The following is a 21,600-nucleotide window of genomic DNA, read 5'->3' on the forward strand; positions in this document are numbered from 1 at the left end:
CAGCTGCGCCGCCGGTCCACACCGGCGGCGCAGCTGTTTCGGCGGCTGAGCTGTTTTCACGGAGTCAATGGGAAGATTAAGCGTGGTCCAATCATTTGCAGCGCGCAGCTACCGCGACGACGCCGTGGTGTTGCGCACCCACAAGCTGGGCGAGGCGGACCGCATCATCACCCTCCTGACCAAGCACCACGGCCAGGTCAGGGCGGTGGCCAAAGGGGTCCGGCGGACCACCAGCCGCTTCGGCGCCCGCCTGGAGCCCTTCATGGTGGCAGACCTGCAGCTCGTGTCCGGCAAGACCCTCGACATCGTGACGCAGGCCGTCGCGAAGGGGGCGTACGGGGGCAACATCGCCGCCGACTACGGGCGGTATACGGTGGCCGCGGCCATGACCGAAACCGCCGAAAAGCTGACCGACGTCGACGGCGAAGCCGGAACCGCGCAGTACAACCTGCTGGTCGGTGCCCTGGCCTCGCTGAGCCGCGGGGACCACGCACCGGAGCTGATCCTGGATTCCTACCTGCTGCGGGCCCTTTCCACCGGCGGCTGGGCGCCCAGCTTCACGGACTGCGCGCGCTGCGGCGCGCCCGGACCACACACCGCTTTCTCCGCCCCGCTGGGCGGCATGGTCTGCGGCGACTGCCGCCCGCCGGGTTCACCGGCGCCTGCGCCGGAGACCGTCTCCCTGCTGGGTGCGCTGCTCACCGGGGACTGGCCGACGGCGGATTCCTCCCTACCGCTGAACCGCAGGGAATCCGCGGGGCTGGTGGCAAGCTATCTGCAGTGGCACCTGGAGCGTGTCCTGAAATCCCTCAAACATGTGGAGCGTACCTAACAGTGTCCTTGGGAAAGAAGACCAGTCCAGCCCGGCGGCGCACCGCTCCGGTGGTGGCCCCATACCCGCACCACTCAGGCGCAGTTCCGCCGTCGATTCCGGCCGAGTTCGTGCCCCGGCACGTGGCCATTGTGATGGACGGCAACGGCAGGTGGGCCAACCAGCGCGGCCTGCCGCGGATCGAAGGCCACAAGGCAGGGGAGCCCGCCCTGCTCGACGTCGTGGCCGGCGCCATCGAACTCGGCATTGAATACGTCAGCGTGTACGCATTCTCCACGGAGAACTGGCGCCGCTCTCCCGAGGAGGTCCGCTTCCTGATGGGGTTCAACAAGGAGGTGCTGCGCAGGCAGCGCAACCAGCTCGATGAATGGGGCGTCCGGATCCGCTGGTCCGGCCGGCGTCCCCGGCTCTGGGGTTCCGTGATCCGCGAACTCGAGGAGGCGGAGGCGTACACCGCCGGTAACAGCACCTGCACGCTGACCATGTGCGTGAACTACGGCGGTCGGGCGGAAATAGCGGACGCTGTGTCCGCCATCGCCCGGGACGTAGCCGACGGCAGGCTCAAACCCGGGGCCATCACCGAGAAGACGATCCAAAAGTACCTCGACGAGCCGGACCTACCCGACGTCGACCTCTTCCTCCGCAGTTCCGGCGAACAGCGCCTGTCCAACTTCATGCTGTGGCAGTCGGCGTACGCGGAGTTCGTCTTCCTGGACACCCTGTGGCCCGACGTCGACCGCCGGACGCTCTGGGATGCGGTGGAGATCTATGCGCAACGGGACCGCCGTTACGGCGGGGCGGTGGACGCCGCCCAGGCCCTTGAGAACCAGGCCCTTTAAAGCCGGACCCCTTAAAACCAGGCCCTCCAGGTTCCGGATACCCTGCAGCCGGTTTAGGCGGCGTAACCCCTGACCCATCTGGCCAGCCGCCCGTAGGCGTCGGCCCGCACGTCGGCGCGGGAAAGGAAAACATCGTGGAGTGCGCCGTCGATGCGCTCCACGGTGACGGTCCTGCCCAGCGACATGGCACGGGCGGCGATGGTGTTGACGTCCAGCACAGCGTCCGTCCGGCGCATTTCCTCGTTCCAGACCATCCCGTTCTCGCTCGCCGCCGACAGCAGGACCAGGATGGGCACCGCGATGCCGAGCCCGCGGGCCACCTTGGCCTGCCCGGCGAGGATGGCACTGAGCCAGGCGGCGCGTACCGGAAAGGCCAGCGGCGGCCGGTAGGCATCGTCCAGGGCCCACTCGCCTTCGGCGGAACTGCTGATGCTCCGCCAGTAGAAACCGCGCTCCGGCAGCCTGAGCACCGCCTCGGGCCGCAGGCGGGCGATCGGCTCCACCATGGTCCAGGCCGCGCGCCTGACCAGTGCACTGCCATGCATTTCGAGCCACGGACTGTTCAGGACCAGCTGGGAAACCGCACCCGGATTGCGGCTGGCCCACAGGGCTGCCACCAGGCCGCCAGTGGAATGGCCCATGAGCGCGAGCTGCACGGGACCCGGCCCGCCGGACTCGGCGATCATGCCCACCGCGGTGCTGATCTCGGCGTCGTAGTTTCCCAGATCCGCGACGTAGCCGCCGGGCGTGCCCGGCTGCAGGCTGCGGCCGTGGTTGTGCATGTCCATGGCAAAGAACTCGAAGCCCTGCCCTGCCCAGAACCGCGCCAGCTCAACGTTGAAGAAGTAGTCGCTCCAGCCATGCAGGAACAGCACCGCCCGGCGCGGCCCGGCAGGACGGACCGCGGAGGTAACCGGGGGAGTGAAGCGGACCAGCGTCGCCTTCCGGCGGACGCCGTCTTCTCCCGCGGCTTCGAAGGCGCGGGACTCGAAGCCCGGCCCCAGGATGTCGCTCTGCCACTCCATGTCAACAGCGTAGGCTTTCCGGTCCCGGCCCGGGTGTTGTTGTGTCAGCCCGGTTTGGTCTGTACCGCCGAAGACGGAAAACTAGAGGCATGCGCGTATACCCCACATTTTTCAGGCTGGCCTTTTCATGGATGGACGCCGAACGCGCCCACAAGATCGGTTTCAAAGGGATCCGGCTGGTCCATTCCGTGGGAGCGGGCCGGCTGCTGGAGCGGTTTACGGCACCGCCGGCGTCCCTGCAGACTGCCGCGCTCGGCCTGACCTTCCCGTCACCGTTCGGGCTGGCCGCCGGCTTCGACAAGGAGGGCCACGGGATCGAGGCCCTTACGGAGCTTGGATTCGGTCACGTTGAGGTGGGCACCATCACCGGCCAGGCCCAGCCCGGCAACGAAAAGCCCCGGCTGTTCCGGCTGATCGAGGACCGCGCCGTCATCAACCGGATGGGATTCAACAACGACGGCGCCTCTGCCGTGGCTCCGCGGCTGAAGGCCGCCCGGGCAGCGCTGCAGCGGCGCCATGCCAACGTGCGTCCCGTGATCGGCGTCAACATCGGCAAAACCAAAGTCGTGGAACTCGAGGATGCGGTGGAGGACTACCTCATCAGCGCCCGCGGCCTCGCCCCGGCAGCGGACTACCTTGTGGTGAACGTCAGCTCGCCGAACACGCCCGGGCTCCGGCTCCTGCAGAACGTGGAGACGCTCCGGCCGCTGCTGAAGGCAGTGGGGGAGGAAGCCGACAAGTCCGCCGGCAGGCATGTCCCGCTGCTGGTCAAGATCGCCCCTGACCTCACCGACGAGGACATCGACGACGTCGCCCGGCTGGCCATGGACCTGGGCCTGGACGGCATCATTGCCACGAACACCACGATCAGCCGCGACGGGCTGGATTCTGCAACGGAAAAAGTGGAGGCCTGCGGGGCCGGCGGCCTGTCGGGTGCCCCGCTGAAGAACCGTTCGCTGGAGGTGCTGCGCCGGCTGAAATCGGTCACGCAGGACCGGCTGACGCTGATTTCCGTGGGCGGCGTGGAGACTGGGCAAGATGTCCAGGACCGACTCGACGCCGGTGCCACCCTGGTGCAGGGCTACACCGCCTTCCTGTACGAGGGACCGTTCTGGGCCGCCCGGATCAACAAGGAACTGGCCAGGAACCGCCGGAAAACCCGCTAGCCGCCGCAAGGCCCGTTGAACGCGGTTCGCGCGTTAGAACAAGGCGCCTTAAACACAGCAGCCCGGCGGTTTCACCGCCGGGCTGCTGTGTTTAAGGTCCGGGACCGACTCCTGGCGGGCCGGGCCGCAGGAGGACGAGGAATCAGGACGGGTACTGCCCGCGGCGGACCAGGGGCTTGGGCAGGCGAAGCTTGCGGAACTGCAGGGAACGCATGGAGCCGTACCAGACGGTGCCGCGCTCCACCTCCCCGAACTTTTCGGCGAGGCGCTTCCGGAGCTTTCGGGAGAGGATAAACACGTCCACGAAAACAGCCAGGAACATCACCCAGAAGCCGCCCAGCACGTAAATCATCATGCTGCTGTTGGACGGCACGACGAGCGAGACGATGACGAACACCAGGGCGCCGAACATCAGGTACTCGCCCAGGCTGAAGCGGGCGTCCACGTAATCACGGGCAAACCGCTTCTGCGGGCCCTTGTCGCGGATCGGCAGGAACCGTTCGTCGCCGGTATCCAGTGCCTGGCGCATCTTCAGGCGCTGCTCCTGGGCGGCGGCACGCTCCGCTTCCTTGGAGGCCTTGCGGTCCTCCGGCACGAGGGGGCGCTTGCGGGCCGCTTCCTGTGCTTTGCGCTTGGGCGTGGGTGCGCCTTTGCCTGCTATTGCGGCTGCCTCGGCAACCTGCTGGTCAACTACATCCTGCGCCGCTGGCGCTTCCTTTTTACGTCCGAACACCACACAAGAATACCTTGGTGCGCTGTGTCCCCGGTCATGCCCGGCTGCCCGTGGAACGCCTAGCCGGGACAACCGGTGGCCGCCGACGGCGGTGTTTGTTGTGGCGTGTGACACAGGTAGTGTTTGGCCATGACTACATTCCCTGCGGAGACCCCGCAACAGTACGGCGAGTCCGTGGCCGGCGTTGACACCGACGCCCTGCGGGCCGCCGTTGATGCGGCCTTCGACACCACAGTTGCGCAGCTGAAGGACCTGGTGGCCATCCCCGGCATCGCCTGGCCCAGCTTTGACCCCGCCCCGCTGGACGCCAGCGCCGAGGCCGTCGCCACCCTGGTGCACGCGGCGGGCATCGGGGACGTCCGGATCCTGCGGTGCGATAAGGAGGACGGCACCCCCGGCGGGCCCGCCGTCGTGGCCCGCCGCGAGGCCGCGCCCGGCAAGCCGACCATTCTTCTCTACGCCCACCACGACGTCCAGCCGCCCGGTGATCCGGCATTGTGGGAGTCCGAGCCGTTTACCGCCGTCGAACGCAACGGGCGCCTCTACGGGCGCGGCGCGGCCGACGACAAGGCCGGGATCATGGCCCACGTCGCCGCCTACGGCGCCGTCACGCGGGTGCTCGGTGACGAATTCGGGCTGGGCGTAACCCTGTTCTTCGAAGGGGAGGAGGAGGCCGGTTCGCCGACCTTCAGGACGTTCCTCGAAACCCACCGGGAACTGCTCCGTGCCGACGTCATCGTGGTGGCCGATTCCAGCAACTGGAAGGTGGGCGTGCCGGCGCTGACCACCAGCCTGCGGGGGCTGGTGGACGGAACCATCGAGTTGCAGGTCCTCGACCACGCCGTGCATTCGGGAATGTTCGGCGGGCCGGTGCTCGATGCGCCTACCCTGCTCTCGCGTCTGATCGCCACACTGCACGATGACGATGGCAGCGTGGCCATTGCGGGACTGGTGAGCAGGGACGAAACTGCAGTGGACCTTACTGAGGAGGAGTACCGGGCGGATTCGTCAGTGCTCGACGGCGTGAAGCTGGCAGGTACGGGGACGATCGCCTCGCGGCTGTGGACAAAGCCGGCCCTGTCGATCATCGGCTTCGATGCGCCGGCCGTCAGCGTCGCCTCCAACACCCTGCTGCCCTGCGCCCGGGCCAAGTTCAGCCTGCGGCTGGCCCCCGGGCAGGACCCGGCGGAGGCGATGGAAGCGGTGCGCCGGCACGTTGAAACCCACGCACCGTTCGGCGCCAAGGTGACCTTCACGCCGGGGGAGAGCGGCAACGCCTTCCAGACGGACACAGGGTCGGCAGCTGCCGGGATCGCCTTGTGGGCGCTCGGCGAGGCCTGGGGCCTTCCGGCCGTGGAAATGGGGATTGGCGGGTCGATTCCGTTCATCAGCGACCTGACCGAGCTGTACCCCGAGGTCCAGATCCTGGTGACGGGCGTGGAAGACCCCGATTCGCGCGCCCACTCCGCCAACGAGTCCCTGCATCTGGGGGACTTCCGCAACGCGGTGCTGGCCGAGGCGCTGCTCCTGGCGCGGCTGAATTCAGACGGGCTTCACTGGCAGGCCGCGGACTAGCAGGCCGCGGAGGGAACAACGAGGGGCCTGGGAGGGTTACGCCTGAAGTTAGAGCTCCGCGCCGGATCGACGTAGCATATAGCTATAGCCCGTACTGTTTCCGTAGGGGCAGGCGCCGTGCAAGCGGGGCAGCCACAACCGTCGTTAGTAAGGTAGGCCAATGAGCACTACGACCAATGAAAACAGCACCGAACCCACCGGCACAGCCAGTGAGGAACTGGCGAGCCACGAGGTTCAGCTGACGGACGTTGCAGCAGGCAAGGTCCGCAGCCTCCTGGAGCAGGAAGGCCGCACCGATCTTCGCCTCCGCGTAGCCGTGCAGCCCGGCGGCTGCTCCGGCCTCATTTACCAGCTGTACTTCGACGAGCGCCTCCTTGAAGGTGACGCGGTACGCGACTTCGACGGTGTCGAGGTCGTCGTCGACAAGATGAGCGTGCCGTACCTCAGCGGTGCCAGCATCGACTTTGAAGACACCATCTCCAAGCAGGGCTTCACCATTGACAACCCGAATGCGGGCGGCTCATGCGCCTGCGGTGATTCGTTCCACTAAAGGGTAAGTAAGCCCTTCCTGAACCTCTTGGCGGCGCCGGTGAAAACCGGCGCCGCCACACGGTGGGGACATGTGGGCGAAAACCTGCGGGGAGCGGTAAGCTCTACACCGAGTAGTAAAACTTTTAGTGTGCCCGGGAAGCTTTTTGCCGCCCTGGCAACAGCAACAAGTAGGAAGGGCCGTCTGTGAGTTCGCAGAACCGAACCGGCAGCCGACGCAAAACGATCACTACGATCACTGGCTTGGCAACTGCCGGCGCGTTGGTTTTGACTGGATGTTCGCCAGAGGTAGAGAAGGGGTGGCTGCCCACCGAGCGTGGCACCACCAATCACACTGACCGCATCATGGACCTCTGGGTCAACTCATGGATTGCCGCCCTCGTGGTGGGCATCATCACTTGGGGCCTGATCGTCTGGTGCCTCGTTGCCTACCGCCGCCGCAAGGGCACCGTGGGCTTCCCGCGGCAGACCAGCTTCAACCTGCCCCTTGAGGTCTTCTACCTGACGATCCCTCTCTTCATGGTCCTGGTGTTCTTCTACTTCACCGACCGTGACCAGCAGGCGATCGATGACCGCTCGCAGCCGGCCGACGTCGTTGTGGACGTCCGCGGCAAGCAGTGGGCATGGGACTTCAACTACAAAAAGGGCGACGTCGTCACCGAGGACGTCTATGAAGCCGGCGTCCAGGCGCACCTGACCGGTGAGGAAGTGGACAAGGAGAAGCTCCCCACTCTCTACCTGCCGGTCAACAAGTCCGTTGACCTGGAACTGAACTCGCGCGACGTCATCCACTCGTTCTGGGTTCCTGCGTTCCTGCAGAAGAGGGACATGATCCCGGGCAAGACCAACTACATCCGGTTCACCCCCACCAAAGAGGGCACCTACGACGGCAAGTGCGCCGAGCTCTGCGGTGAGTACCACTCCGAAATGCTGTTCCGCGTCAAGGTGGTTTCCGAGTCTGAATTCCAGGCTCACATGAACCAGCTTCGCCAGGACGGCAACACGGGCCTGCTCGGCGATGAGTATGACCGCAACCCGAACCTGAACGTTACGAAGTAAGGGAAGCGAAGTGGCTACTTACACCCAGACCCCCGGGATCCTCGAGGCTCCCGTAGTACCCAAATCCAAGGGACGCATCGTCGTCAACTGGATCACGTCCACGGACCACAAGACCATCGGGTACATGTACCTGATCGCGTCCTTCGTGTTCTTCTGCTTCGGCGGCGTGATGGCCCTGCTCATCCGCGCCGAGCTCTTCGAACCGGGTATGCAGATCCTGCAGACCAAGGAGCAGTACAACCAGCTGTTCACCATGCACGGCACGGTGATGCTGCTGATGTTCGCAACCCCCTTGTTCGCCGGGTTCGCGAACGTGATCATGCCGCTGCAGATCGGTGCACCGGACGTTGCGTTCCCGCGTCTGAACGCGCTGGCCTTCTGGTTCTTCCTGTTCGGCTCCACCATCGCCGTTTCCGGCTTCATCACCCCGCAGGGTGCTGCATCCTTCGGCTGGTTCGCCTACGCGCCGCTTTCCAACACCACCTTCAGCCCCGGCGTCGGCGGTGACCTGTGGGTCTTCGGTCTGGCACTGTCCGGCTTCGGCACCATCCTGGGCGCGGTCAACTTCATCACCACGATCATCTGCATGCGCGCCCCCGGCATGACCATGTGGCGCATGCCGATCTTCACCTGGAACACCCTGGTCACGGCCATCCTGGTCCTGATGGCGTTCCCGCCGCTGGCCGCAGCACTGTTCGCCCTCGGCGCGGACCGCCGCTTCGGCGCCCACATCTTCGACCCGGAGAACGGCGGCGCCGTCCTGTGGCAGCACCTGTTCTGGTTCTTCGGCCACCCCGAGGTGTACATCATCGCGCTGCCGTTCTTCGGCATCGTCTCCGAGATCTTCCCGGTCTTCAGCCGCAAGCCGATCTTCGGCTACAAGGGCCTGGTCTACGCGACCATCGCGATTGCGGCCCTGTCCGTGACCGTGTGGGCGCACCACATGTACGTCACCGGTTCCGTGCTGCTGCCGTTCTTCTCCTTCATGACCATGCTCATCGCGGTTCCCACCGGTGTGAAGTTCTTCAACTGGATCGGCACCATGTGGCGCGGTTCGCTGACGTTCGAAACCCCCATGCTGTGGAGCATCGGCTTCCTCATCACGTTCCTCTTCGGCGGCCTGACCGGCATCATCCTGGCCTCCCCGCCGCTGGATTTCCACGTCTCCGACTCCTACTTCGTGGTGGCCCACTTCCACTACGTGGTGTTCGGCACCGTGGTGTTCGCGATGTTCGCCGGCTTCTACTTCTGGTGGCCGAAGTGGACGGGCAAGATGCTGAACGAGCGCCTCGGCAAGATCCACTTCTGGCTCCTGTTCCTGGGCTTCCACGGCACGTTCCTGATCCAGCACTGGCTCGGCGTCGAGGGCATGCCCCGCCGCTACGCCGACTACCTGGTCGAGGACAACTTCACCTGGATGAACCAGTTCTCCACGATTGCCTCGTTCGTCCTGGGTGCCTCCCTGATCCCGTTCTTCTGGAACGTGTACATCACCGCACGCAGCGCCGAGAAGGTTCAGGTTGACGATCCCTGGGGCTTCGGTGCCTCGCTTGAGTGGGCCACGTCCTGCCCGCCGCCGCGGCACAACTTCACGTCCCTGCCGCGCATCCGCTCGGAGCGTCCGGCCCTGGACCTGCACCACCCTGAGCTCTCCCAGTCACACACCGTTGAATCGCCGGCACCTGCAGCAAACGTGCTCGGCAACGCCGATCAGAAGGACACTGCGCAATGAGAATCGAGTCCTGGATTTTTGGAGCAGGAGTCTTCTTCTTCGTTCCGATTTCCATCATCTACGGCTTCCTCACCAACTGGTCTGAGTGGGTCGGCATCCTGGGCATCCTCCTGGTGGGTGGCCTCGCAGGCATGATCGGTGCCTACCTGGGCTTCACCGGCAAGCGGGTGGGCATGCGTCCCGAGGACCGGGCTGACGCAGAAATCCACGAAGGCGCCGGCGAGCAGGGCCACTTCAGCCCCTGGAGCTGGTGGCCTCTGGTCCTGGGCCTGTCCTGCGCCGCGGGATTCCTCGGCCTGGCCGTAGGGTTCTGGATCGTGTTCATCGCCGGCGGTATGGCCCTGGTGGCCCTCGTGGGCTGGGTCTACGAGTACAGCCGCGGAGACCACGCACACTAGCGCTTTCTGTTCCATAGAACGACGGCGGGCCCCACCTTTTGGTGGGGCCCGCCGTCGTTCTGCTTGCCTTTGAGTTCTGCTTGTCTTTAAACCGGCGCTAGCTGGCCTTCTGCGATGCCAACAGCTCCACGAGACCCGAGAGTGCCGCCTCGGCCTCACCGAGGCTCTTGCCCGCAGGCAGGGCCGATTCCTTGACTGCCAGCTCAACCTCGCAACCGTAGTTGAAGTCAGCAGTCATGACCTCAAGCAGGGAGCGGGCATCCACGGCGTCAATGCCGTCCTTGCGGATGGTCACCGGTAACCCTGAATCCGTGACCGCGCGGACGAACACCGCTGCCGGCCTGGCGTGCAGGCCGATGGCCGCAGAAACGATTGCCTTACGAACGGGCAACTGGACTCCTTAGTCTTGGACGGGATGGCACTTTGGGGGAAGCCGCCGTCGTCTTTCCATTTTTGTTCGCCTTTAAGAATATCGGCCCGTGTGCCGCCAATCTGCCGGGGAACGGTCTGGTCTAGACCTGCGGACGCGTTGGCTTACCCTTGAACTGTGAGCATGCATTACAGGAGCGGCCGCCGTGGCGGCTAACGTGGCCGGCATTGCCGGTGAAATCGACAGAACCAGCGGGACGCCCATCTACGTCCAGCTCCGTGAGATCCTCAGGACCTACATTGCGACGTCCTGCCCGCCGGGCTCGGCGCTGCCGTCCGAACGGGACCTTGCTGAACGTTTCGGCCTGGCCCGGATGACCGTCCGGCAGGCCATCGACGCCCTGGTGGGCGAGGAGGTCATCGAACGGGTGGTCGGCCTCGGCACTTTCGTCCGGAAACCGAAGCTTGACCTCCAGGTGAAGCTGACCTCCTACAGCGAGGAGATGCAGCGCCGCGGCATGGTGCCCGCAGCGAAGGTGCTGAGCTTCGAACAGATCGCGGCCAGCGCCTTCCTGGCCCGCGAACTGCAGCTGGAGGAGGGAACACCCCTCGTGCGCTTCCGGCGCCTCCTGCTGGCCGATAACGAGCCAATGAGCGTGGACGAGAACTTCATCCCGGCCCACCGGGTGCCGGGACTGCTCGACGGCGAGCCGCCCACCTCGCTCTATAACGTCCTGAGCGAACAGTTCGGCCTCGTCATGGAATGGGGCGAGGACATGATCGAGGCCACGGCCGCGTCGCCTTCCACCGCCCGGCTGCTCAACGTTGAAATCGGCGCGCCGCTGCTGAAGATCCAGCGGCATGCGTTCGTCGCGCGGGCCATGGTGGACTACTCCGTCTCCTATTACCGTGCTGACCGGTACAAGCTCTGGGTGCCGCTGCAGCGGCCCGGAGTCCGGCCGACGCGCAACTACGCATCGGGATACCGGCAGCAGTAGCCTGGCCGGCTGCCGCCTGCCTCATGACTTCTGTACGGGGATGCAGAGAAGGCCCGGTCCTGGTGGACCGGGCCTTCTCTGTTGCTTCGTGGGTGAAGCGTTGATGCCTGGTGGCCGAGCTTGCTAATGGCCTGGCCTTCTAGTGGCTGAGGGTCTTCTGTCCCTCGCCGGCTTCAACGGCCTCGTGGTGGCCGTGGCTGGCTTCCAGTTCGGCGGGCGTAGCCGGAGCAACGCGGTCCTCGAAGAACCAGCGGGACAGCTTGGCGCGGCGGTTTTCCTTGCGGGTCACCACACCGTGCTCGTTCGGCTCGGCCGGAAGCGGTGCGGGCGACTCGAAGCCGACCAGCTTGTAGCGCTTGTACTCGTCCAGCGGAGCGTGCACCTCGATGAACTCGCCGTGCGGGAGGCGGACGATACGCCCGGTCTCACGGCCGTGGAGGGCGATTTCGCGGTCCTTGCGCTGCAGCGCAAGGGCCACGCGCTTGGTGACCACGAACGCGATGACCGGCCCAATGAAGAACAGTGCGCGCAGCCAGTAGGTGACGTCGTTCAGTGCCACGTGGAAGTGCGTTGCAATGAGGTCGGAGCTGGCGGCGGCCCACATGACGCAGTAGAACGTGAAGCCGGCCATGCCGATCGCCGTACGCGTGGGAGCGTTGCGGGGACGGTCCAGGACGTGGTGCTCGCGGTTGTCCTTGGTGATCCAGCGTTCGATCCACGGGTACATGAACAGCACGGTGAACACGAGGCCTGCCGGAACGAGTGCCGGAAGCAGGACGTTCAGCGTCAGGACGTGGCCAAAGATGATGTATTCGAAGTGGAAGTCGCCGATCACACCGGGCATGAGGCGCAGTGCGCCGTCGACCCAGCCGATGTACCAGTCAGGCTGGGTGCCTGCGGACACGGGGGAGGGGTCGTACGGGCCGTAGTTCCAGATCGGGTTGATGGTGAAGAACGCAGCCATGAGCGCGATGACACCGAACACGATGAAGAAGAAGCCACCGGCCTTCGCAGCGTAGACCGGACCAAGCGGGTAGCCAACGACGTTGCGGTCGTTGCGGCCCGGGCCGGGGTACTGCGTGTGCTTGTGGACAACAACCATGAAGAGGTGCACAACGATCATGAGCAGGATCAGGGCCGGCACGAGCAGGATGTGCAGCGTGTACAGGCGGCTGATAATGACCGTGCCGGGGAATTCGCCACCGAACAGGAAGAACGAGATGTAGGTGCCGATCACGGGGATCGACTTGATCACGCCGTCGATAATGCGCAGGCCGTTACCGGACAGCAGGTCATCGGGGAGGGAGTAACCGGTGAAACCTGCAGCCATGGCCAGGATCAGCAGGACACCGCCCACCACCCAGTTCATCTCACGGGGCTTGCGGAACGCGCCGGTGAAGAACACGCGGAGCATGTGCACTGCGACCGAGGCAACGAACAGCAGCGCTGCCCAGTGGTGGACCTGGCGCATGAACAGGCCGCCGCGGACGTCGAACGAGATGTCCAGCGAGGAGCTGTAGGCCACGGACATTTCGACGTTCTTCAGCGGCGTGTACGAGCCGGCGTAGTGCGTCTCCGCCATGGACGGATCGAAGAAGAACGTCAGGAACGTGCCGGACATGAGCAGGATGACGAAGGAGTACAGCGCCACCTCGCCAAACATGAAGGACCAGTGGTCCGGGAATACCTTGCGGCCGAATTCGCGGAGGATACCCGATCCGCCGACGCGCTCGTCGACGAAGTCAGTAAAGCGTCCGACTTTGGTGTTGGCTACGTAGGCGGGGGCTTCAGCTGTTGATGCTGCGCTCATGCTCATCACGCTCCCAGTAACTTGGTCCTACAGGTTCTTTGAAGTCGCTGGTGGCGACCAGGTAGCCCTCATCGTCAACTGCGATGGGCAGCTGGGGGAGCGGGCGGCTGGCCGGGCCAAAGATAACCTTGCATTCCTGGGTCAGGTCGAAGGTTGACTGGTGGCACGGGCACAGCAGGTGGTGCGTCTGCTGCTCGTAAAGGGCAACAGGGCAACCGACGTGGGTGCAGATCTTGGAGTAGGCAACGATGCCGTTGTAGCCCCAGTTTTCGCGTCCCGCGGAGGGGTTCAGCGAAGCCGGGTCGAGGCGCATCAGGAGAACGACGGCCTTGGCCTTTTCGTTCAGCTTGCCTTCGTGGAGTTCGTTGAGGCCTTCCGGAATCACATGGAAGGCCGAACCGATGGTCACGTCCGAGGCCTTGATGGGGGTGCCATCGGGGTCGCGGGTGAGGCGCTTGAGCTTGCCGTCCTGCGGGGCCCACATAGTGTGAGCCAGCTTGTCGTCCGGGCGCGGTCCGAGGTCACCGAAGATGGCGATGGCCGGCAGGGGTGCCAGTGCCACGGCGCCAAGCAGGGTGTTCCGGATGAGGGGACGGCGCTTGATGCCCGTTTCCTCCACGATGTCGTCAACGATGCGGACAGCAGCCTGGCGGTCGTCCTCAGTGCGGATCGCGTGGCGTTCCTCGGAGACTTCGTGGTCCGGCATCAGTGCCTTGGCCCAGTGCACGATACCGGTGCCGATGCCAAGCATGGCGAACGCCGTGCCAATGCCGAGCAGCGCATTCTGCAGCCGGATGGTGGCAATGCTGGAGTCATCTCCCAGGTCGATGGCGAAGTACGCCACCAGGAAGATCACGGTGCCAATGACTGAGGTTGCGAACAGAACAGCAACCTGCCGTTCTGCCCGCTTGGCGGCTTTCGGGTCCGTGTCAGCCAGGCGCAAGCGGTGCGGGGGAATTCCAGGATCCTGGAATTTCTCCACCTCATGCTGACCAGCCGTAGCTACGGTGCCCGAGTGGTTCGGACTGCCGTCACTATGGTTGCCCATGATTCGCCTCATCCTTCTCTCGTCTCGGCCTTTGCCGAGTTATGTTCAGTTCCAAACCTGCTGTGCAATCAGCAGGACGTTCTTGTTGTGCCTGGTGTGGCTAGGACGTGCGGGACGTCAGCCAGATGGTGAAGGCGATGATGACGCCCAGGCCGGCGATCCACACGAAGAGGCCCTCAGAAACAGGACCAAGTGCACCCAGGTCTGCGCCGCCCGGGGAACCGTTGGCTTCAATCTGCTTCAGGAAGGTGATGATGTCGCGCTTGCCTTCAGGGGAGATGTTCGAGTCGTTGAACACCGGCATGTTCTGCGGTCCGGTCGCCATGGCTTCGTAGATGTGCTTGCCCGTGACGTCGGCCAGGGCCGGGGCAAACTTACCGCGGGTGAGTGCGCCACCGGCTGCTGCAGCGTTGTGGCACATGGCGCAGTTCACGCGGAACAGCTCGCCACCTTCGGCGGCGTTGCCCTTCTCATCCAGGTATTCGTCGGCCGGGATGGCCGGACCTGCACCCAGGGAGGCTACGTAGGCAGCCAGCTGGTGGGTCTGGGTGTCGTTGAACTGGGCAGGCTTCTTGTAGGCCTGGGGGCCGTTCATCTGCATGGGCATGCGTCCGGTGCCGACCTGGAAGTCAACAGCGGCGGCGCCGACGCCAACCAGTGAGGGACCATCCTGCGTTCCGCTGGCACCCATGCCATGGCAGGTGGCGCAGTTGGCTTCGAAGAGCTTCTGGCCTTCCTGTGTATCGCTGGCGGTGAACTCTGCAGTGCTGGCTTTGGCCTCGTTGACGGTGGTGGCAACGGCGTACAGCCCACCAGTGAGGAGGAGGCCCATCAACAGCAGGGCTATTGCTGCCAGTGGGTGACGTCGCTTCTGCGAGAGTGCCTTCACGTGGTGGTTCCTTTATTCGATCGTGCGTCGGCTCCGTGAGCCGCTTCTTGAAATTCGTTCTCTTGGAGAAGAGGGAGAAAGCTCGGGACTACTTCAGGACGTAGATGACCAGGAAGAGGCCAATCCATACGACGTCCACGAAGTGCCAGTAGTAAGAGGTGACAATGGCAGAGGTCGCCTCGAAGTGACCGAACTTCTTGGCGGCGAAGGAGCGGCCCATGATCAGCAGGAACGCGACCAGGCCACCGATGACGTGCAGGCCGTGGAAGCCCGTGGTCATGTAGAAGGCGGAGCCGTAGGCGTTGGAGGAAAGCGACACGTGCTCGGAGACCAGCATGGCGTATTCCGTGGTCTGGCCGGCAACGAAGAATGCGCCCATGAGGAAGGTCAGGGTGAACCATTCGTTCATGCCCCAGCGGGTGAACTGGAGCGGCCCGCCGCTGCGTCGCGGCTGGAGCCTTTCGGCGGCGAATACGCCCATCTGGCAAGTGAAGGAACTTGCCACGAGGACGATCGTGTTAACAAGCGCAAAGGGGAAGTTGAGCTTGGCCGTCTCTTCCGCCCACATCTGGCCGGAAGTGGACCGGAGTGTGAAGTACATGGCGAAGAGACCGGCGAAGAACATCAACTCGCTGGAGAGCCAGACGACGGTCCCGACGGAGACCATGTTCGGTCGGTTCAGCGTGGGGTGCGCAGGGGTACTGGGGGCATGGGTCGCAGATGTCACATAGACATTATGTCTGTAAAACTTCGGCTTGCCCAACGCAAACCGCCTTTTGCGGAGACTTTTTCTACAAAGACGCGAATTCGCGCTGAAAAGTTCCCGGGGACGTTCATATTGGTCTTTGCGTCGGGCACCTCGATAGCATCAGGAGGTGACTTCACAGGTATCGGCACCGGCGGCAGGGAACACCTGGCCGCGCCTCATCTCGGCACTGTTGAACGGCGAACACCTGAGTGCGGACAGTACGTCATGGGCCATGGACACCATCATGTCGGGGGCCGCAACGCCCGTCCAGATTGCCGGTTTCCTCGTGGCGTTGCGGGCCAAGGGCGAGACCGTGGAGGAGATCGCCGGCCTCGTTGATGCCATGGTGTCCCATGCCAATCCGATCTCAATCTCCGGTGAAAAGCTGGATATCGTGGGCACCGGTGGTGACCAACTCAACACTGTGAACATCTCCACCATGGCGGCGCTGGTCTGCGCCGGAGCGGGCGCAAAGGTGGTAAAGCACGGCAACCGGGCGGCGTCGTCGTCGTCGGGATCGGCAGACGTCCTGGAAGCGCTGGGGGTGCGGCTCGACCTCCCCATCGCCGACGTTGCACGGAACGCCGAGGAAGCGGGCATCACATTCTGCTTCGCCCAGGTCTTCCACCCGTCCTTCCGGCACACCGCGGTTCCCAGGCGTGAACTCGCGATCCCCACAGCCTTCAACTTTCTCGGCCCCCTCACCAACCCCGCCCGGGTGCAGGCCTCCGCAGTAGGTGTGGCGAACGCCCGCATGGCGCCGCTGGTGGCAGGCGTCCTGGCGCGCCGCGGCAGCCGCGGCCTGGTGTTCCGGGGAAGCGACGGCCTGGACGAACTGACCACCACCGGACCGTCAACCGTGTGGGAGATCCGCGGCGGTGCAGTGACCGAACAGACTTTTTCGCCCCAGGACCTGGGGATTCCGCAGGCAACAGTCGAGCAGCTGCGCGGCGGGGACGCCCAGGCGAATGCCGCCGTCGTCCGCAATGTCCTGGCCGGGGAAACAGGCCCGGTGAGGGACGCGGTCCTGCTGAACGCGGCGGCAGGCCTGGTGGCGTACGACCTACAGGCCGACGGTCCGCTCACGGACCGCATGAAGCTTGCCCTGGACCGTGCCGCGGAATCCATTGGCTCAGGCGCAGCCGCGGCCGTCCTGGAGAAATGGGTCAGCCTCTCGCAGGCATAGGCACCGAACAAGCCCTAAGGCAGCCAACGACGGAGGGGCCAGGCACCTGCAGGTGCCTGGCCCCTCCGTCGTCAGACAGCGAAATACGGGCTGTTATTCCTCGAAGCCCAGCGCGAAGGCGGCATCGAGGTCGTGCTGCGAGTAGGCGCGGAAGGCAATATGGGTGGTCGTGTGCACGACGGCGGGCACCTTGGACAGCTTGTCGGCGATGACGTCCGCGAGGTCTTCGTGCTGCGCCACGCGTGCCACGGCGATCAGGTCCCATTCCCCGGTCACGGAGTAGACCTCGCTGATGCCCTCAATGGCGGATATTTCCTCGGCCGTCTCGGGGATGCGCGAGGCGTCTGTCTTGATCAGGACGAATGCGGTGATCACTGTGAACCCTTCCGGATCTGTTGAGCTGTGCTGCCAGCCTAATACATGGAGTCAGGCGCGTCGGCGTCCGCGCAGGCGGAGGACTATGGCCACAATGAGGCGGTAGCCAAGGAGGAATACCGCCAGGCTCAGCAGGGCCACGATCACAAACGGCAGCACCACGGTTTGTCCCGTGAGCGCGCGCAGCACCATTCCGATGGCCACGCTGCCGAGCCAGACAGCAACGCCGGCCGGCCACAGCGCCAGGGGCCGCCTCCAGACCCGCAGCAGCAGCCAGGCGACGGCCGCGCCGGCCAGGAATGGCCAGGCCGTGGCCAGGATTCCTGTCACTGACTCACCCCGCGCATGGGCATCGCGGCCGATGGCGGCGAAGGTCAGGATGAGGACGAAATCGGCCGCAGCTGCGGCGGCCGTCAGGGCCGGAACCGCCCGTGTTCCGGAACGGTCTGTCGTGGAAGGCATGATTCCGAGCCTATCCGTTTTCCGCAGGTCTTGCCCCGACGGGAATATGCCGTGACGATGTCAGGCAGAACCAACGTGCACGGACGGAAGGAGTCCTGGTGAAGCTCGTCCAGATTGCCCAGCATGCCGAAAACCTTGACCGGGCAGCGGAGTTCTACTCCGCCTTGCTGGGTTCCGCGCCGGCGGCGGTCTTCGAGCCGCCAGGACTGCTGTTCTTCGATCTCGACGGCGTCAGGCTCCTGCTGGAGCGGGGAGCGCCGTCGTCGGTGGTCTACATTGAGGTCCCGGACGTGCGGTCACGCGTGGCGGAACTGGAAGCCGCGGGTGTGGAAGTGGTCAGCGCGCCGCACGTGATTTTCCATCACGATGATGCGCGGCTCGGCCCGGCGGGGACAGATGAATGGATGGCGTTCATCAGGGACAGTGAAGGTAATACGGTCGGCCTGGTGAGCCACGAGGCCGACGGCGGTCCGCCCGCCTGAGCAGGCGCCGGCAAACCAGGCGGGCCCCACGAAGGAGGAGAGCAGCGTGCAGAAAATCACACCCTGCCTGTGGTTCGACAACCAGGCGGAGGAAGCGGCCGAATATTACGTGTCCGTCTTCGACAACGCCTCGATCACCAGCGTCTCACGCTTCGGTGAGGGCGGCCCCGGCCCGGCAGGCCAGGCCGTCGTCGTCGAATTTGAAATCGAGGGCCAGACTTTCCAGGCCTTGAACGGGGGACCGGCGTTCTCCTTCAGTGAGGCGGTGTCCTTCGTGGTGGACTGCGGCTCGCAGGAAGAGGTTGACCGCTACTGGAACTCCCTCACGGAGGGCGGCAGTGAGAGCCAGTGCGGCTGGCTCAAGGACAGGTACGGCGTTTCGTGGCAGATAGTGCCGAAAGTTCTCAGCCAGCTGATCAACGGGCCCGACCCAGCCGGCGCCCAGCGCGCCGTCCAGGCCATGCTGGGCATGCAGAAGCTGGAGATCGCAGAACTCCGGCGGGCATACGACGGCGGGTAGTTCCCCGGACAGCCGGCCACCCAGCACCCCAAGGTTTTTCCAAGAAGTATCAGTACCCTGTGGGCAGGGTACTGAACAGTACTGAACAGGATGCGTTGGGCGGGGCGCTGCGAAGGCTGCAAACCGAGGTGAGTCATGCTGTGGAGAAGAAGGCTGGCAACGGCAATCATCGCTGCCGTTTCGTTGAATGTGGCGGCAGTAAACCTGAACGGAGACTACTCCGTGGGAACCATGGACGGGGCAGTCGCAGCGACTGTCGCGCCGAACGTGCAGGCCGCAGTCCTGCGCAACTGGGGTCTGGTGGTGGCCGGAGACGAGTTCAACTACCTGGGAGCGCCCAACCCGCTTAAGTGGAAGGTGTATGACAGCGTCGGCCATGACGGCAACGGGATCCGCAGCCCTAAAGCGGTGAAGATTATGTACGGGGCGGCCTTCATCACCGGCGACGCCAATGGCACCACCGGCGGGATGTCCGCCAGGTTCGCTCAGCAGAAATACGGCCGCTGGGAAACCAGGATGAGAACCACTGTGCGGGACGTGGAGTACCACCCGGTGGTGCTGCTGTGGCCCAATGACAACAACTCGCCGAACTGCGCCGAGATTGACTACGCGGAGGCGCTGGGCAACGTCAACGTGATCAAGTTCAGCCTCCATTACGCCTGCACGCGGTCCAACTTTCAGACGCGGGCGGCCAAGGCCATCGACCTTACCCAGTGGCACAATTACGCCCTGGAGTGGACCCGGACCGGAATCACCGGCTATATCGACGGGGTCCCGTGGTTCATCGACACTAATCCGGCCCACCTGCCGACCGTGGGCATGCATCAGACGCTCCAGCTCGACTGGTTCCCGGACGGAACCGTCACTACTCAGACCCAGATGATCGTCGACTGGGTACGCGTTTACCGGTAGCACGGAGCAGAAAAGTTCTCCGGGGGACGACGGCGGGAGGTTCCGCCGTCGTCCGTTTCCGTCAGGCGGTGGCCTGGTAGGCCTTGACCCGCTGTTCCACCACGAGGTGGATGAGGGCGAAGACGCCGTCCTCCTCGATGGCGGCCAACGCCGCGTCCAAGGCGGCCGGAATGTCCTTGTCCTCGGTAACCGTAATGCCGAACCCGCCAAAGGCCCTGGCCATCATGCCGAAGTGCGGATTCTTCAGCTGGGTGCCGGACACACGTTCGGGATAGTGCCGCTCCTGATGGGTACGGATGGTGTGCCGTACTCCTGGTTGTCCATGACGATGACCAGCGGCGTGGCACCGTACTGGGCCGCGGTGGCGAGTTCCTGGCCGTTCATAAGGAACTCGCCGTCGCCGGCAACAGTGACAACGCGGCGCCGCGGCTCAGCAAGTGAGGCCGCGACGGCAGAGGGGATGGAATAGCCCATGGAGCCGTTCCGGGCGCTGATCATTGAGGCGTAGCGGCGGGTGGGGAAGTACCGGTGGGCCCAGTTTGTGTGCTCGCCCGCCCCGAACGTCACCAGGGCATCCTCAGGCAGCTTAGGGACCAGGTGTGCCATCAGGGTGTCCATCCGGGCCGGTCCGGGGGCGGGGACGGGTGAGGGGAGCGCGGCGAACGACTCCTGCTCCGCCCTCATCCGGCCTGTCCACGCCTTCCACTCCTCCTTCACCTGCACGTCGATGCCGGCCAGGTCGCGGACGAAGGCCTCGGGTTTCGCCAGGATCTGCCGCGAGACGGGGCCCGAACGGCCGCGCAGTGAGGGGTCGATGGTGACCAGGAAGTTCTTCTTGCTCCAGTCCTGCCGGCAGACGAATCCGTCCGTAATCACGTCTCCCGGGACAGTACCCACAAAGACGAGAAGGTCGGTTTCCTCCAGCAGGTCGTAGGTGGGGCGCGGGCGGCCGTAACCGATGGGACCCACATAGGACGGGGAGTCAAAGGAGACTGTTCCCTGGGTGCGCCATTCAGCGGCGGCGGGAATCTGGTGCCGCTCCAGCCATGCGGTCAGCTGATCAGCTGCGGATTGGGTCCAGTCGTTGCCGCCCGTCACGAACAGCGGCTTGTTGGACACAGCCAGTGCAGCCTTCAGTGCCTCGGCGTCGTTGCTGCTCATGCCGCCGCCGGCCACCGGGATGGGCGGGTGCGGCGTCGGATCAATCAGGTCCCGGAGGATGTCTTCGGGCAGGCCCACCACCACTGGCCCCGGCCGGCCGCTCATGGCGGCAAACATGGCCTCAGCCACAATTTCGGATGCCCGCTCCGCGTGGTCGAGGACCATGACGCGTTTGGCACCGGTATCGAACCACGCTTTGATGTCGAACTCCTGGAACGCCTCGCGGTCCCGGTGCGCGAACGGAATCAGGCCCACGAACAGCAGCATCGGTGTCGAGTCCTGCCAGGCCGTGTGCAGCCCCACGTGCGCGTTGGCTGCACCGGGTCCCCGGGTGACCATCGCCACCCCGGGTCGCTGGTTCATTTTGCCGTCAGCCTCTGCCATGTACGCCGCCCCGCCCTCGTGCCGGCAGACAATGGTTTCAATATCGGAGCTGTGCAGGCCGTCCAGGACGTCAAGGAAGCTTTCACCGGGCACCACATAGGTGCGCTCCACGCCATGGGCCGCGAGCGAATCGACGATCACATGCCCGGCGGACTTCAGGGCCGCGTGCGGTGCAGGCACGCTCTCGGGGCCAGCCTAGCGGAAATCTTGTCCGCGGGCCCGGTCAAGATTGGGGCGGTTGTCGGTGGCGGTCTGGGGGGACTGGGACTCTGTTGTCATGTGCTTTCTTTGGCTATTCGGCGGGCGGGTGGGTGTAAAGCTGCGGATCTCTATTTGATGGGGGTCGGG

General features: G+C 64.7%; 22 protein-coding genes and 1 pseudogene. 13 read left to right on the forward strand and 10 right to left on the reverse strand.

The window, feature by feature from the left end:
• Positions 1-67: 67 nt before the first annotated feature.
• Positions 68-832: a DNA repair protein RecO gene (gene recO / locus ARGLB_RS07775; protein WP_043418349.1), complete on the forward strand. Its 765-nt coding sequence runs from the start codon at positions 68-70 to the stop codon at positions 830-832.
• A 2-nt stretch (positions 833-834) separates the two neighbouring features.
• Positions 835-1,671 carry an isoprenyl transferase gene (locus tag ARGLB_RS07780; RefSeq protein ID WP_003800846.1) on the forward strand — a complete coding sequence of 279 codons (837 nt, stop codon included), beginning with the start codon at positions 835-837 and terminating at the stop codon, positions 1,669-1,671.
• Positions 1,672-1,724: 53 nt separating this feature from the next.
• On the opposite strand, the gene ARGLB_RS07785 is transcribed toward ARGLB_RS07780, so the two are convergent.
• A complete protein-coding gene (locus ARGLB_RS07785; RefSeq protein WP_003800847.1) occupies positions 1,725-2,696 on the reverse strand; it encodes an alpha/beta hydrolase in 972 nt (323 codons plus the stop codon).
• A gap of 89 nt (positions 2,697-2,785) precedes the next feature.
• Between ARGLB_RS07785 and ARGLB_RS07790 the strand changes: the two genes are divergently transcribed.
• Positions 2,786-3,862 carry a quinone-dependent dihydroorotate dehydrogenase gene (locus ARGLB_RS07790; protein ID WP_043418350.1) on the forward strand — a complete coding sequence of 359 codons (1,077 nt, stop codon included), beginning with the start codon at positions 2,786-2,788 and terminating at the stop codon, positions 3,860-3,862.
• 142 nt (positions 3,863-4,004) lie between these two features.
• Here the strand turns inward: ARGLB_RS07790 and ARGLB_RS07795 are convergent, their stop codons facing one another.
• Positions 4,005-4,595: a DUF3043 domain-containing protein gene (locus tag ARGLB_RS07795; protein WP_043418384.1), complete on the reverse strand. Its 591-nt coding sequence runs from the start codon at positions 4,593-4,595 to the stop codon at positions 4,005-4,007.
• A 129-nt stretch (positions 4,596-4,724) separates the two neighbouring features.
• Between ARGLB_RS07795 and ARGLB_RS07800 the strand changes: the two genes are divergently transcribed.
• From ARGLB_RS07800 to ARGLB_RS07820, 5 genes are all read left to right on the forward strand, one after another.
• Positions 4,725-6,170 (forward strand): dipeptidase, encoded by a 1,446-nt coding sequence (locus tag ARGLB_RS07800; protein ID WP_003800850.1) that lies wholly within the window; start codon positions 4,725-4,727, stop codon positions 6,168-6,170.
• Between the two features lie 160 nt (positions 6,171-6,330).
• Positions 6,331-6,720: a HesB/IscA family protein gene (locus ARGLB_RS07805; protein WP_003800852.1), complete on the forward strand. Its 390-nt coding sequence runs from the start codon at positions 6,331-6,333 to the stop codon at positions 6,718-6,720.
• Between the two features lie 185 nt (positions 6,721-6,905).
• Positions 6,906-7,778, forward strand: a complete 873-nt coding sequence (ctaC, locus tag ARGLB_RS07810) for an aa3-type cytochrome oxidase subunit II (RefSeq protein WP_043418351.1) — start codon at positions 6,906-6,908, stop codon at positions 7,776-7,778.
• A 10-nt stretch (positions 7,779-7,788) separates the two neighbouring features.
• Positions 7,789-9,510, forward strand: coding sequence for an aa3-type cytochrome oxidase subunit I (gene ctaD, locus ARGLB_RS07815; protein ID WP_003800856.1), 1,722 nt, complete (start codon positions 7,789-7,791; stop codon positions 9,508-9,510).
• Positions 9,507-9,908: a cytochrome c oxidase subunit 4 gene (locus tag ARGLB_RS07820; RefSeq protein ID WP_003800858.1), complete on the forward strand. Its 402-nt coding sequence runs from the start codon at positions 9,507-9,509 to the stop codon at positions 9,906-9,908. Before ctaD ends, ARGLB_RS07820 begins: the two co-directional genes overlap by 4 nt.
• Positions 9,909-10,005: 97 nt before the next feature.
• Here the strand turns inward: ARGLB_RS07820 and ARGLB_RS07825 are convergent, their stop codons facing one another.
• Complete coding sequence (locus tag ARGLB_RS07825) at positions 10,006-10,299, reverse strand: HPr family phosphocarrier protein (RefSeq protein WP_003800859.1); 294 nt, start codon at positions 10,297-10,299, stop codon at positions 10,006-10,008.
• A gap of 184 nt (positions 10,300-10,483) precedes the next feature.
• Between ARGLB_RS07825 and ARGLB_RS07830 the strand changes: the two genes are divergently transcribed.
• A complete protein-coding gene (locus tag ARGLB_RS07830) occupies positions 10,484-11,275 on the forward strand; it encodes a GntR family transcriptional regulator (RefSeq protein ID WP_003800861.1) in 792 nt (263 codons plus the stop codon).
• 139 nt (positions 11,276-11,414) lie between these two features.
• Here ARGLB_RS07830 and qcrB read toward each other — a convergent pair whose 3' ends face one another.
• From qcrB to ctaE, 4 genes are all read right to left on the reverse strand, one after another.
• Positions 11,415-13,085: a cytochrome bc1 complex cytochrome b subunit gene (gene qcrB / locus ARGLB_RS07835; RefSeq protein ID WP_003800863.1), complete on the reverse strand. Its 1,671-nt coding sequence runs from the start codon at positions 13,083-13,085 to the stop codon at positions 11,415-11,417.
• Positions 13,063-14,133, reverse strand: coding sequence for a cytochrome bc1 complex Rieske iron-sulfur subunit (gene qcrA / locus ARGLB_RS07840; protein WP_003800864.1), 1,071 nt, complete (start codon positions 14,131-14,133; stop codon positions 13,063-13,065). The genes qcrB and qcrA overlap by 23 nt, the downstream gene beginning before the upstream one ends.
• Before the next feature lie 100 nt (positions 14,134-14,233).
• Positions 14,234-15,022 (reverse strand): cytochrome bc1 complex diheme cytochrome c subunit, encoded by a 789-nt coding sequence (gene qcrC, locus ARGLB_RS07845; protein WP_003800866.1) that lies wholly within the window; start codon positions 15,020-15,022, stop codon positions 14,234-14,236.
• An 88-nt stretch (positions 15,023-15,110) separates the two neighbouring features.
• Positions 15,111-15,749, reverse strand: a complete 639-nt coding sequence (gene ctaE, locus ARGLB_RS07850; RefSeq protein WP_217491537.1) for an aa3-type cytochrome oxidase subunit III — start codon at positions 15,747-15,749, stop codon at positions 15,111-15,113.
• A 148-nt stretch (positions 15,750-15,897) separates the two neighbouring features.
• Between ctaE and trpD the strand changes: the two genes are divergently transcribed.
• Positions 15,898-16,956, forward strand: coding sequence for an anthranilate phosphoribosyltransferase (trpD, locus tag ARGLB_RS07855; RefSeq protein ID WP_043418357.1), 1,059 nt, complete (start codon positions 15,898-15,900; stop codon positions 16,954-16,956).
• Between the two features lie 93 nt (positions 16,957-17,049).
• Here the strand turns inward: trpD and ARGLB_RS07860 are convergent, their stop codons facing one another.
• Positions 17,050-17,331 (reverse strand): Lrp/AsnC family transcriptional regulator, encoded by a 282-nt coding sequence (locus ARGLB_RS07860; RefSeq protein ID WP_003800871.1) that lies wholly within the window; start codon positions 17,329-17,331, stop codon positions 17,050-17,052.
• A gap of 51 nt (positions 17,332-17,382) precedes the next feature.
• A complete protein-coding gene (locus tag ARGLB_RS07865) occupies positions 17,383-17,793 on the reverse strand; it encodes a DUF3054 domain-containing protein (RefSeq protein WP_003800873.1) in 411 nt (136 codons plus the stop codon).
• Positions 17,794-17,891: 98 nt separating this feature from the next.
• On the opposite strand from ARGLB_RS07865, the gene ARGLB_RS07870 reads away from it, so the two are divergent.
• The 3 genes from ARGLB_RS07870 to ARGLB_RS07880 all read left to right on the forward strand — a co-directional run bounded on the left by ARGLB_RS07870 (position 17,892) and on the right by ARGLB_RS07880 (position 19,707).
• On the forward strand, positions 17,892-18,275 hold the full coding sequence (locus tag ARGLB_RS07870; protein WP_003800874.1) for a VOC family protein: 384 nt from the start codon (positions 17,892-17,894) through the stop codon (positions 18,273-18,275).
• A 46-nt stretch (positions 18,276-18,321) separates the two neighbouring features.
• Positions 18,322-18,795 carry a VOC family protein gene (locus tag ARGLB_RS07875; protein ID WP_003800877.1) on the forward strand — a complete coding sequence of 158 codons (474 nt, stop codon included), beginning with the start codon at positions 18,322-18,324 and terminating at the stop codon, positions 18,793-18,795.
• A 135-nt stretch (positions 18,796-18,930) separates the two neighbouring features.
• The gene (locus ARGLB_RS07880; protein WP_003800878.1) at positions 18,931-19,707 is read left to right on the forward strand and encodes a glycoside hydrolase family 16 protein; all 777 of its coding nucleotides are present in this window, start codon (positions 18,931-18,933) and stop codon (positions 19,705-19,707) included.
• A gap of 61 nt (positions 19,708-19,768) precedes the next feature.
• Here ARGLB_RS07880 and ARGLB_RS07885 read toward each other — a convergent pair.
• A pseudogene (locus tag ARGLB_RS07885) lies at positions 19,769-21,432 on the reverse strand (thiamine pyrophosphate-dependent enzyme).
• Between the last annotated feature and the right edge of the window lie 168 nt (positions 21,433-21,600).

It is taken from the genome of Arthrobacter globiformis NBRC 12137 (genome assembly GCF_000238915.1).
GTDB lineage: Bacteria > Actinomycetota > Actinomycetes > Actinomycetales > Micrococcaceae > Arthrobacter > Arthrobacter globiformis.